Genomic DNA, 12,349 nt, shown 5'->3' on the forward strand with positions numbered 1-12,349 from the left:
TCAGGAGATGCACTAACTTCGTTTGAAGCCATCATTTGCGTTTCTCCTTGAATAAAGTTCTTCAAATCATCTTGCAACGGGAGACCAGCTAGAAGTCAGCTCGCTTTCGCGCCAGATAAAATCAGTATCCGCATCATTACAATGCGGCATTCGCTTTTTCTAGCCTCCTTTACCTGCATTACTATCGGTAGCTTTCGCAGGCCACTTTCCCCAAGGGGAGCAATACAGGCTTACCCTGTTCCGTATGTCGCGCAACGTCAGGTTAGATGCCCACTATAGTGCGGAGAGTTATTTGATCACGAAAGAGCACTGTCCAATCTCTTTCCAACTCTCATGCCTTTTGGCCACAGCGTATTAACCACTTCCGCTGTTCATCGTATAACGCACCTTATATGGATTCACTTACGTTCATCATACTGACACCCTAGCACTTACCCGATTGTGGTTATCAGGAAGAACGTCCTCTCACGATTCTGTTCCCGTCCAATGGACTTCGTTACATTGTCAGACTCGCTGCTTTATTCAGAGTCTTAGGGTCATCTGGTGATACAGATGGTTCACTCTTATCGCGGTGAACAGCGCTTCATACGACCTCAGGTCGCACGGACATAAACGATTTAGAGCTAAAGCTCTTGGAGTGATGAATTTCATTAAGGGAAATATGGCAAACGTATATTGCGGTAACGCCTTGCTAAGCGAAAAATAATGGTTGGCTATAATCGCGAAGCGATGGCCAACTGTTATTTTCCGTTTAAGCAACTTGTTATACAACATATTTATTGAACAGAAAAACCATTCAAGAGATTATTAATCTCTGTTTTGTATTTATTTACTAAATTTGCGCCAGTGTATACTACAAGCTGAGTAGAGCCAGAAGTGTCAGAAAAATAGTAACCCATATATTTAAATTTGATACCTTTCATAGTGCCAATCATTTCCATGTATATAAGTTTTGTTCCATTTACAACTCTATATTCTTTCTTTACTACTTTGGTGTCAGGGGCTACTCCTCTAGCGTTTTCGAAAGCAATTTCAACTAATTCTTCAAGCTCAATTTCAACACGTTCTGTTATAGCCATTCCATATAAATCTCCAGCTTTAAGATTTATATTATATTCAATAGCCGCATCATCCCTTTTACTTTTAACAAATGCCCACTCTTTAGTATTTAGAGCAAAAGCTGAGTTGTTTTTCTTACTTTTTAGAACGAAATTTGAGCTAACTGGCTTGTTGAAAGCAGTAGGATTTGTTTTTATTTCTATATCATGAGAGGCTTTGCCATCTTCATAAACCCAAGTTCCATTGCCATTTAGAATCACAATATCGCCCTCTTCTGTTACTGCTTTTTGAGCAGCAATAACATTAAAAGCAAAAAAATATAATAATAACGTAATAGATAATTTCATAATGAACCTTTTTTGTATAACGCCCAAATAACAGGCTAAAAATAGTGGGCTAAAATAGTGTAGCGAAGCGAAACGTAGCCAACTGTTACGTGTCCTTGTTGATTTTCTTGTTATATTTCAATATCGCTACACTTCATTTCTACGTTCACTTTCATTTCTTTTTTGCTGCCATCAAGGGTTAAATAAGAAATAGAAATTGATTCATCATACTTATTTAAATCTAATTTGGCTCTGATACAGTGCCTAACGACTAATTCATTAAAGCCTCCACTACAAAACATTTGCACTGCTGTTTTGGGTGTGCCCTTAAATGCAATTGAGGTACAGCTTTCACTTAATTCTTGAATTTTTAATTTAACAGCACCCTCAGAGTCTTTTGCAGAAACACTAAAAGAAAACGAAGCCAGAACGAGACAAATCGCACTTATAGAATACTTACACATAGATCTTCCTTGAAATATAACGCCCATTTAAGGGGCTGAAAATAGTTTGCTAAAATTGTGAAGCGTAGCGAAACCGAGCAAGCTGTTAGCAGTCCCGCTTTAAACGCTTGTTGAATGAAGCCGCTATGCGGCAGAAAAGATAAAACTATCTCTACCTCCTCATCCTAAATACTTACTAGTACAGGTCTTGTTAGGCCATTATTACTAGGAGTATTGTCATGAAGACATTTGAACAGCAACGCTTTGATTCTCTTTATGAACAACATCTTACCAACTTAACCTTACAAGGCAAGCGACCCGCTACCATCGATGCATATAGCCGTGCAGTACGGCGTATTGCCGCCTTCTTTGACCGCTGCCCTGATAACCTCACTACCGATGATTTGAAGCGCGACTTCGCTCAGCTCATTAACCATGGCTGGCACTATATTTCTAGAAAATAATAGCCAGCCATTAATAATCAAGCCGCGTTCTACATGCGAGTGCACCATTACGACTAACTCATTGAAGAGAAAGTCATCCTAAAGCTTCTGCTAATGTTTATGTGCGACCATAACATAGCAAAGGAGCTTCAAAATGACTTACACCCACCTTAGCATGTCTGACAGAAAAGCGATCTATTACCGCTTTAACTCTGGTGAGAGCTTAAGATCTATCGGGCGGCTTATAGGGCGTCACCATACGACGATTAGCCGTAGAAAATAATATCCAGCCATTAATAATCAATAACATAACTAGCTTTCAACCCAATATCAACGATTGACGTCTATCAAAGAAGTACTTGAACCATTTTCAACAGAGTGGCAGCAGATAAAGGCCGCAGAAGAAGTGAATTAGCGGGGATTAGCGAGTTTTAAGGTGTTGAATATTAACTCAATGGATTAACTGAGGAAAGGGGTCTTGAGGCAGTGAGTTAGAGTCTAGTCTACTTGCATATACTGGCAACTATTTGAAAAGTGCCGCCGGCGTTTATCTAAGTGTTCACAGTAGCTGCTTAGCTCTTGCAACGTCCCCACTGGGCCGTGAAAAAGCTGCCCAAACTCGGTGGTGATTTTTACCCAATTAGTCGCTGGGATATTTAATCGGCTCAAAATCCTTTCTGCACTCGAAGATATCGCGCCACGCTTATCGTTACGGATAACCCTGCCTGTTTCATCAACCAGTTCAAGGTAGTCTTTCAGCGAGAAAGCAATACCTTTTGGCTGGTGCTCTCGCTCGTTGCCAATAAAGGCTAATAGCTTGCTCGGTTGTTGACCTTTAAGCGCTGCGGTGACTCTGAGTTTTAAACTGGTGAAATCTGATTGCTCTGGCGTTTGCGCCATCTTCGCACGGATTGGCCTATCTATTAGCAAAAAGTGTTCGACATAGGTCATACAAGCCAGCACAGCGGCCTCATCCAAAAGGGCTTGAGATTTAAACCGCCCTTCCCAAAAATGGCCAGTGCAATTATCTTCAAGATTGGCTTGTCTGGCTATTGGTTCATTCAAGCATCTCATGAACCATGAGATATCACTGAGGCGTGAGCGGTAAATCGCTATTTGATGCTTTAACTGAGCAACTAAGTGTTCATCAATCACTTCACCTTTAGCAAACTTTTGAGTCAGCCCAGTACCATTAAAGCATTTGTGCCATTGCTCAACAACCTCTCTATCTGACCAGTTATTCACGGTTTCTAGGTCAATATAAAGCACAACATGCAAATGATTACTCATCACAGCATAAGCCGCTACATCGATAGCAAACACCTCGGTAAGCTTCAATATTTGCGTTTCAACCCAACCTCGGCGATGGTCGTAGTTTTTACCCGTGTATTTATCATCACCACAGAGAAAGGCACGACGCACTACGCGGCTACAACAGTGATAATACGGGGTGTCTTCGATACTGATCAGGGTTCGTCTTGGCCTTGGCATACAACCTCCTTGTTAAATGCTCTTTCAAAGCTTAGTCGGAGGTTATCAGTTGTGCCATTAACGATGGCTGTCTATGTATTTAGGTGTTGTATTTTTGTTGTGCCATTAACGATGGCTGTCTATGTATTTATTTTTAGTCTATGTATTTATTATTTATTCGTGTGTATAGACGACCTTATTGTTGAAGTCATTTATTAAGTTTTTTGCTAACACGGCACCTAACTCTGCATTTGGGTCTATATTGCATTCGTTTGCGCTGTTGTGAAGAATCCAGGTAAATTTTGAGTCCCCGTTCCAATTAACCAAGGAGTAGTTAAGGATATTATTGTACCCGTCCTGACCCTCTTCTTTAAGAATGATGAGCGTAGCTTGTTTACTCACTTTATAATCCACTATTTTGATTGCCTCTTGGTTATTGGCATCGTGGGCAGCCGTGTATTCTTGGCAAATAGTGTTCGCAGCGACTGAGCCGGGGATCAATATTATGGCCACAGCTGCTAATTGCGAGAGTCTCATGCTTGCCTTCCTTTGGTATTAATTTCGCGTATTGGTTAGTGTAGAAGCTTTATTTAGTTTGGCTAGTTTATCCTCGAGGATAGAAAGCGGATCTATTGCAAATACATCCCTGTGAGTGCAACAAAATCATTGCTCCATCGATGCCTGTTGCACCTAATTCGTTAGGACGGTATGAGTGTTCTAGATAGTTATTAGCAAATCACAACCGCATCTACACTCTGTTTTCCGTTATGATGCCCTACCCGTTATATACACGTAGTTAAGAAATACCATGGATATCAAAGGAACCTGCATCTCATCAATAGTCGATGAGCACGGCCCGATTTATGTTTATCAAACAAGGACCGCTCGGATTCTCAGCTTTGACGGGAAAATATATCAAAGTTGCATGAAACTAAATGATATTAATGGATTAAATCTCGGCTACACCCAGGCTATGATGGCGGGTTTATTGTTTATCCCTAGCGTGAAAACAGCCACCATTATGGGGCTGGGCGCTGGATCTATGGCAAAGAATCTGCTCAGCAGTTTCGCCGAGTTGAACGTACACGCAATTGAATACCGTGCCGCCGTGGCTGAGACCGCAAAAGAATATTTTGACTTACCCGACACAGCTCGTCTCTTCATTCATATAGACGATGCGGTGAACTATATGAAAAACACTGACACGAAAAGCGATATTATCTTTTCGGATCTATACAACTCGGAAGGTATGGAACCGAAACAGGTACAATCAAGCTACTTGCGTGATTGTAAAAATGCACTCAACGAACAAGGTGTGCTGGTGCTCAATATCTGCCATACGGGGCTTGAATTACGACAAGAGTTAGATGAATTACTCGCGCATGAATTTGAAAACCGACGCCTCAGTTTTGAAGTTGCAGGTGGGAACACCATCATACTGGCATTCAAAAATGACATTCCCTCAATGACAAGAGAAGTGCTACTGGCTAAAGGCCAATCCTTGCAAGAGCAAATGAACATTTCGATGGAACGTTATGCCAATTTGCTTTGTGATATACAAGATCTCAATTAGCCTTCGATGACGTATTAGCTCAACTGATCCCAACTTCAAGTACAGCTCCAGCTCAAAGCCAAAGCCAAAATCAGTCCAACATCAACTCATTCAAGTTGATGTTGGAAGCTACCTAAAACTATCAAGCAGATTACAATCAAACTGGTAATGGTACTGGTACTTTTACTTGGCTCTAGATCTTAGCCAAACAACCAATCCAGCAATACCAAAGAAAAATGGCAGCAAGAATAATATCACCACCACTTGGCGTTTTTGTTTACTGGTTAAATCTAACCGTTCTACCTTTACTGCTTTTGAGCTAAGAAAGACTTGATAGTCTAATTCTGCCAGCCAATTAACAACATTAAGCCCCATTTGTGCATTACTGTACTGATTGATATAGATATTTGTTAAAAAGTCAGCGTCAGTAAAAACAATCATCCGCGTGTTTAATGGCTTGCTGAGCTCTTTATCCTGCGCGCTGGGCTTTGCGGGATGCTGTTCGAGAACAACATAAGAGATAGGCACAGGGCCTGGAGTGTCGATACCTGGATTAAATTGAATATCTAAGTGACGATTCGTTTCCGCCCAGCTTTGATCTTTCGATGTAGTCAAAGCGATAGCAGCAAGCTTAATGTTCGGGCGACGCTGTTCTAACACTCGAATAGAACGCGGTCTGACGTAAAAGGTGTAATCTAAACCTTCGGTAATGGCTTTGTGCTTTTGATAATTTTTGGTCGCTGGGCTGCCAACATCATTACCAATATGATTGGTTAAATCGACCACAACATCTGGCTGAACGTTAAGCCCCCATTGATTGATAATGCCGTTTAATGACGGGTTTAACTGTTGTTGCTCTGCTGTCAGTGGCTTATCGGGTGTGGTGACCAGTGTTTGCTCAATCAAAAATAACGCATTTCCGCCAGACGATAGGTAATCAACGATTAACGTTTCTTCCTGCTGTGTAAGTTCAGTACGCGGACCCGCAATAATTAACACATCACAATCCTCAGGGATCGACTGTGTAATACCTAACATCAGCGGTTTACTTTGCATGTTGTTATCGGCTAACAATTGCTTAAAGGTGGATAAGCCAAGATTATCTTCATTTGAAATCGAGTATTCACCATGGCCACTGAGAAAGTAAACTTGCCTTGGTGAGCGGCTAGCGCGGGCAATGGTATTGGTGAGCTTCTCTTCTGTCAGTGGCTCATCAGTAAAATCAACATCTTTACGGACGTCACCCGCTTGCACAATCACCTTGCGTTCGTTGGCACTCAACACATTGCCAAATTTTGCCGCAAACGAAATATTCTCAATCGGATCGATTATTTGCGTACTAATGAGGCCAGCGGATAACCTTTCATACTCGTTAAATAAATCTTGTAAATATTTTGGCGGCATCCCCACATAAAATGCGGTTAACTGGACCTCGGTTGTTAACGAGCTAATGAAGTCGATAGTGTTTTTAGACAAGGTATGTTGTTTAGCTTCAGTCACATCCCAGCGCATAGAAATGCTGTTAGCAGCATAATGACTGATGCCAAGAAATGCAAAACTCCCCATGACCATAGAGAAAATAATAAAGACTTTTTTCCACCGTCCACGATGGGTAACCGATGCCACTTTCGTTGAGTTAGCGTCAGTGTTGCTTAGACGCTTGCTTAAAAGCAGCAAGCCAACAAATAAAATTGCACCACTGAACGTTAAGAAACTGGCGAGACTCAAGCTTAATAGAGCAAATTGACCTTCAATATAAAATAACGATAATCCGATGGTGAAGACAAACAGGGTTATCCCTACCAAGGCTGGGAATAATTTATTAAGCATCATGCTGATTTTCTTTTTAAGCGTCATTTATTGCCACACCCTATGGTCAATGCTTATACGGGTGAGTACTAAACAAAGTAAAATCCCCGCTAAGTAATAGATAATATCACTGGCGGTGATCATGCCGATGGCAAAGTTTTCGAGGTGGGTACGCGTACTAAACTGGGTAACAAACGTTTCAGCAAAGCCGGTGACATATTTAGTAAAGGTGCTTGAAAAGTAGAGTATAAATAGAATTAAGTAAGAGGCCATTGCGGCAATTATTTGGTTGCGAGTCCATGAAGAGGTCAGTAAGCCGATGGCAATGAAGAGTGCTCCCTCTAACCAGATACCAATATAGCCTGACAGAATACTGTAAACGTCGGGATCACCATAATATTCAACGATAAAATAGTAAGCGCTTGTTAGAGCAATTAATAGCGAGTAAAAAACAAGCATACTTAAATACTTACCTAACACTATCATGGTCGGTGTTAAGGGGGATGTCAGTAAAAACTCCATCGTCCCGTTGGACTTCTCTTCTGCAAATAGCTTCATCGTGAGTAATGGGATGATGAAAATAAACATAAACTCCATCACTTGAAAAATATCTCGTAATGACACTTCTCTATTTTGATCAATGATCATAAAGAAAAACATATTAAACAAAGATAACGAAGCAATTATAACGAGGTAAGCAATAGGGCTACTAAAATAGCCATGCAGCTCTTTTTTGGTTAATGCGAGGACTTTATGCATCAGTGATCACCACCATTGTGCATTTGCGGCTGCTGATGATAATCAATGAAAATTTGTTCCAAGGTCGATGATTTAGACGAGCAATCTTGTGATACCGATACATTGTTATTGCCGGTATCCATTCTATCTCTGCCGATCCCGGTTTTAAGCAATGTATCCAAGGATTCATCTATCACCAGCTGACCTGATTTAATCATCAAAATACGTTGCGCTATTTTTTCCATTTCAGTCAAGGTGTGCGTGCTCAACAATACCGTTCTTTGTTCTCGCTGATTGCTTATAAGTGCTAATACTTGCTGAATTTGCATAGGATCTAGCCCACTTGTGGGTTCATCTAGAATAAGCAGTTTAGGCTCATGAATAATCGCTTGTGCAATCCCCACCCTTTGCTTATAACCTTTAGATAATGTTGAAATCGTTTTTTGTTTTACCTGTTCTAAATCGCACTCTTCTAGCACTTTAGCAATCTTGACCGCTTGTTTTTTGGGTGGCACATCTTTTATCTCAGCGGCAAACTTCAAATATTGGAACACTGTCATGCTGGTGTACAAAGGCGGTGTTTCAGGGAGGTAGCCAATTTTCTGTCTGATCGTTAGAGAATGCTTAGTAATATCATCGCCATCAATAAAAACTCGGCCTGAAGATGGTGCAAGAAAAGAAGTAATAATACGCATCAAGGTTGTTTTTCCTGCGCCATTCTTTCCTAAAAAGCCGACGATATCGCCTTGATTAATTTCAAAGCTAACATCATCTAGCGCTTGCAGGGCACCGAAGCTTTTACTGATATGTTCAACCGTTAGAATACTCACTCAATAGCCTTTTCATCGTGATTGTTAGAAACTGGATTTACATTGCCTTTTTTGGCTAATCGTCTTAATACCTGCCCGTAGACCTGCTGCCTAACTTTTGCACATTATCTTCATACCGAATGAGAATGAGCAAAACATAGCGATGCATTGAAAGGGGCGCAGCGGGCTGTAATCACCATCACAGAAAAGCGATGGGCCAGTGTAGCACGAACAATATTTTTAATTTTACAAACAATATCTTGCAGTTATTACTAAGTAAGCCGCCATACTAATCGAGAGGGGCTGGAGGTAAATAGCCACGGCCGTCTTTAACTAAATCACTCTTTCCCAACGTGCTGTCATTAAGCGCATTGCCATAATTATCTCGGCAATGAACGCAGGGACTCATCTTGTTCACGAAGCGGCCTTTTCGAGTGTACTTCCTTATATAAGCATGTGAAATTCTGACATTACCGCGATGTAATTCGATGGCATCGTCCAGCTTAAGCCTCAAATCACTCAACGCTGCATCTTCAGCGCACATGTTGTCACTGGCACAGCCCCAACCGATAACATCCTCGCTAGCATCACTGTTTACATATCTAGCCGCGACCCAGGGACCACTGTGATCTCCCGTAGGCGTACCATCGGGGAAATTGGAGGGCTTATTAGCTAACTGATATGAGACAAGTTCAAGCGGATCTACAGGGGCTCTATCGCAGAGGGTGTCACGACTTAACGGGCGCCCCGTTGTCACAAAATAATGATGATTGTGGCTGATTTTAAGATCGCAATAATGGTGTGACCCTTCGATTTTATTGATGTGCGTTATCTCTGCTATCGCGCCACTGCAGGCTAAGATTTGGTCGGCCACCTTAAGATCTTCAGCCTTAACCCACTCCTGTGCAACAAGGTAAAAACGGTGTTCTTCTACCACGAACATCGACGTTTTTAATTCAGCAATAGTATATTCAATCTCGATCATATCTTGTGCAACACTTCCAAATATTCATTCAATAGGGTTAAGTAAAACGGTTCGGTAAAATAAAAGCGCTATTATACCCAAGTCACTTTAAATTGTAGGGTTCTGTCGGAGTTTAGTGTGCATTAGGCAAGGCCGGTGATGGTTGTGCCTAAAGCCAAATAAACAATGCAGATTAAAGTGTACTTTTTGACTCCAAGAATACCCCATCAAGAAAAGCTCTCCCCAAGGCCCCTGAAACCCGCATGTTCTGGCCATTGGGTGTTAAGTATCATTAGTCTGCTGGCTACCCATTTTGTCTTTTAAACCTTGCTTTTGTCACTACTAGTAGCTTAACTAATATTCATCAACAACTTATAAGGAAATGATTGTGCTTAAAAATATCATCCTCCTGATACCCATCATCTCTCTATTTTCTTGTACTAGTCTTCCCGACAATACCAGCAGTAAAAATTACGCGATGAGTAAATCTCAAGACAGCCAGTTAACGATGGAGCTTGATGAGGAACGTAAGCTGCTCGGCTTAAAAAATGATGATGCGTTAATGATGCTGCTCGAAGATGGTGTTGATGCTTTTGTAGCTCGAGTATCCCTCATTAATGCGGCACAAAAGAGCGTAGATCTACAATATTATCAATATCACTCTGATTTAAGTGGAAGACTATTAACGGCAGCATTGTGGCAAGCTGCCGACAGAGGGGTGCGCATTCGTTTACTTGTAGATGATATGGATTTAGCGGGTAAAGATATTGATATTGCAAAACTAAATTCACACAAAAATTTTGAAGTACGCATTTTCAATCCCTTTTTGCGCGATAAGAAGCGCACTCGGCAGCTAATCACTGGCTTTGGTTCAGTAACACGTCGAATGCACAATAAAACGTTCACGGTCGACAGCAGCATATCCATTTTGGGTGGCCGTAATGTAGGAGACCTGTATTACGGTGCGCACTCAGATGTCGCTTTTGGGGATTTAGATATTGCTTTTACAGGCGAGATTGTACAAGAAGTACAAATTGCTTTTGACTTATATTGGAATAGTGAAATAACTTACGAAATCAACTTACTAAATGATTACCAGCCATCGAAAAATGATGTACATGAAGTCAGTGAGATTTTTAAATCCTTCTTGGAGAAAAACAAAAACTCTCAATATGCACAGGCACTACGTGAAAACGACTTATTAAGTTTAGTAAAAGAAGATAAAGTAAACGAATACATTGGCAAGGCTGTAGTCTTATATGATGATCCATTAAAAATTGTCTCTTCACGTGACAAAACAGAATACCACCTAGCACCAAAATTACGTCCTTATGTGGATAATGCGCAAGACGAATTCATCATTGTGTCTCCTTACTTTGTACCTGGCGACGAAGGCGTGGCATTGTTAGGCAGTCTCGTAAAAAAAGGTGTCACGGTTAGAGTGTTAACCAACTCTATGAAATCCAATGATGTCACCATAGTGCACTCTGGATATTCAAAGTATCGAAAAGAATTATTAGCGCTTGGTGTGGAGTTATATGAAGTCGACAATGCCCGTATAGATGTATTGAAGAAATATACTGACAAAGGTGCTTCTTCAACCGCATCAAAGCTCACTTTACATGCTAAGTACTTTGTCATTGACCGTAAAATCACATTCATTGGTTCAATGAATCTTGATCCTCGTTCTCGCAATGAAAATACAGAAATTGGTGTAATTGCAGAATCCGAAAAGCTAGGTGCTTTTATTGTTAAGGATTTTGACAGTATAGTTAAAGATGGGGCATTTAAATTATCACTTAAAGAAGGTGATATTATTTGGACGCAAAAAAATGGAGATAAAAGAATAACCTATGACAATGACCCTTACAGCAGCTGGTGGGACCGTTTTAAAAATGGTTTCTTGCAATTGCTACCAGTAGAGTCCCAACTTTAAATTATTTTTAATTTAAGGAACGTTTTAGCACGGGTTATTGTCGCTGCTTTGTAGTGCTGTATGATTAAACCTTGTAATAAATATAACTTAGTCACTTCTACTCAGCATATTATAACTTTACTCGCTGCTATTTAGCTGCAGACAGTACCAGCCTCTTATAAAAGCTTTGAAAATGGTCCCTCATTGCAGTGTTTAAGCGGTAACTAAGGTAATGCAGGCAGCATTTACCCTTGCATGGTTATTTACATTTAATTTGAATCAAAGCAAATCATGACAGAGTTATATAATTATTGTTTATATTGACATGCAAACAAATATTGTTATAAACACGTATTACGACTAGTTAAATAAAACACTTTGATAGCACTAGTCCTGAGAGTTTCTATAAGCCTTTAATTCTATCAAAAGCCAATCTCGGCTTTTAATTGGCGATTCATTACCACAATGAATCTTATAATACCTGCCAGACATCTTACTTTTCGTCGCTGAATATTTAACAAAGTCTTCAGTTGACTTAATGTCATCTAAAAAATACTCATACTTCTTCTTTATATGTCCAGCGGCTTCAGTACCATTGTGCATAGTACCCTCAATTGAGAGCATCGGTCTTGATCGTTAGTGTCTTGGTGCCTTTGCTGCTACAAGCATAACTTGGTGAAGCCAAAGGAATATCCGCAAGCTAAAAAGTACTAGTGACCCCTTCAGATTATCGTAGTAATTATGATGAATAACATGCTCCCATCACAACGTTGGCCTAAGCTGATTCAAAGCCGTTGTATCTCATCATTTGGAGCGGTTTA

General features: G+C 40.6%; 12 protein-coding genes and 1 pseudogene. 4 read left to right on the top strand and 9 right to left on the bottom strand.

The annotated features are described in order from the left end of the window. Positions 1-776 precede the first annotated feature (776 nt). Together L2729_RS06105 and L2729_RS06110 are read right to left on the bottom strand one after the other, a co-directional pair. Complete coding sequence (locus tag L2729_RS06105) at positions 777-1,406, bottom strand: hypothetical protein (RefSeq protein WP_248987467.1); 630 nt, start codon at positions 1,404-1,406, stop codon at positions 777-779. A gap of 110 nt (positions 1,407-1,516) precedes the next feature. Continuing rightward, positions 1,517-1,849, bottom strand: coding sequence for a hypothetical protein (locus L2729_RS06110; protein WP_248987468.1), 333 nt, complete (start codon positions 1,847-1,849; stop codon positions 1,517-1,519). A gap of 218 nt (positions 1,850-2,067) precedes the next feature. On the opposite strand from L2729_RS06110, the gene L2729_RS06115 reads away from it, so the two are divergent. Continuing rightward, positions 2,068-2,292, top strand: a complete 225-nt coding sequence (locus tag L2729_RS06115) for a phage integrase N-terminal SAM-like domain-containing protein (RefSeq protein WP_248987469.1) — start codon at positions 2,068-2,070, stop codon at positions 2,290-2,292. 133 nt (positions 2,293-2,425) lie between these two features. Continuing rightward, positions 2,426-2,545: pseudogene (locus L2729_RS06120) on the top strand (helix-turn-helix domain-containing protein); the annotation flags it as partial. A 224-nt stretch (positions 2,546-2,769) separates the two neighbouring features. On the opposite strand, the gene L2729_RS06125 reads toward L2729_RS06120, so the two are convergent. Beyond that, on the bottom strand, positions 2,770-3,762 hold the full coding sequence (locus tag L2729_RS06125; protein WP_248987470.1) for a transposase: 993 nt from the start codon (positions 3,760-3,762) through the stop codon (positions 2,770-2,772). 153 nt (positions 3,763-3,915) lie between these two features. Beyond that, positions 3,916-4,278 (bottom strand): hypothetical protein, encoded by a 363-nt coding sequence (locus L2729_RS06130; protein ID WP_248987471.1) that lies wholly within the window; start codon positions 4,276-4,278, stop codon positions 3,916-3,918. Positions 4,279-4,549: 271 nt separating this feature from the next. Between L2729_RS06130 and L2729_RS06135 the strand changes: the two genes are divergently transcribed. Next, a complete protein-coding gene (locus tag L2729_RS06135) occupies positions 4,550-5,314 on the top strand; it encodes a spermidine synthase (RefSeq protein WP_248987472.1) in 765 nt (254 codons plus the stop codon). 162 nt (positions 5,315-5,476) lie between these two features. On the opposite strand, the gene L2729_RS06140 is transcribed toward L2729_RS06135, so the two are convergent. From L2729_RS06140 to L2729_RS06155, 4 genes are all read right to left on the bottom strand, one after another. Beyond that, positions 5,477-7,126 carry a GldG family protein gene (locus L2729_RS06140; protein ID WP_248987473.1) on the bottom strand — a complete coding sequence of 550 codons (1,650 nt, stop codon included), beginning with the start codon at positions 7,124-7,126 and terminating at the stop codon, positions 5,477-5,479. A 24-nt stretch (positions 7,127-7,150) separates the two neighbouring features. Beyond that, positions 7,151-7,861 (bottom strand): ABC transporter permease, encoded by a 711-nt coding sequence (locus L2729_RS06145; RefSeq protein WP_248987474.1) that lies wholly within the window; start codon positions 7,859-7,861, stop codon positions 7,151-7,153. Then, complete coding sequence (locus L2729_RS06150; RefSeq protein WP_248987475.1) at positions 7,861-8,670, bottom strand: ABC transporter ATP-binding protein; 810 nt, start codon at positions 8,668-8,670, stop codon at positions 7,861-7,863. The genes L2729_RS06145 and L2729_RS06150 overlap by 1 nt, the downstream gene beginning before the upstream one ends. Positions 8,671-8,938: 268 nt before the next feature. Next, complete coding sequence (locus tag L2729_RS06155; RefSeq protein WP_248987476.1) at positions 8,939-9,634, bottom strand: polymorphic toxin-type HINT domain-containing protein; 696 nt, start codon at positions 9,632-9,634, stop codon at positions 8,939-8,941. Between the two features lie 367 nt (positions 9,635-10,001). Between L2729_RS06155 and L2729_RS06160 the strand changes: the two genes are divergently transcribed. After that, a complete protein-coding gene (locus L2729_RS06160; protein WP_248987477.1) occupies positions 10,002-11,549 on the top strand; it encodes a phospholipase D-like domain-containing protein in 1,548 nt (515 codons plus the stop codon). Between the two features lie 366 nt (positions 11,550-11,915). On the opposite strand, the gene L2729_RS06165 is transcribed toward L2729_RS06160, so the two are convergent. Then, positions 11,916-12,152: a DUF5329 family protein gene (locus L2729_RS06165; RefSeq protein WP_346347754.1), complete on the bottom strand. Its 237-nt coding sequence runs from the start codon at positions 12,150-12,152 to the stop codon at positions 11,916-11,918. Positions 12,153-12,349: the final 197 nt, after the last annotated feature.

Origin of the sequence: Shewanella gelidimarina (assembly GCF_023283945.1) — a bacterium.
Lineage (GTDB): Bacteria > Pseudomonadota > Gammaproteobacteria > Enterobacterales > Shewanellaceae > Shewanella > Shewanella gelidimarina.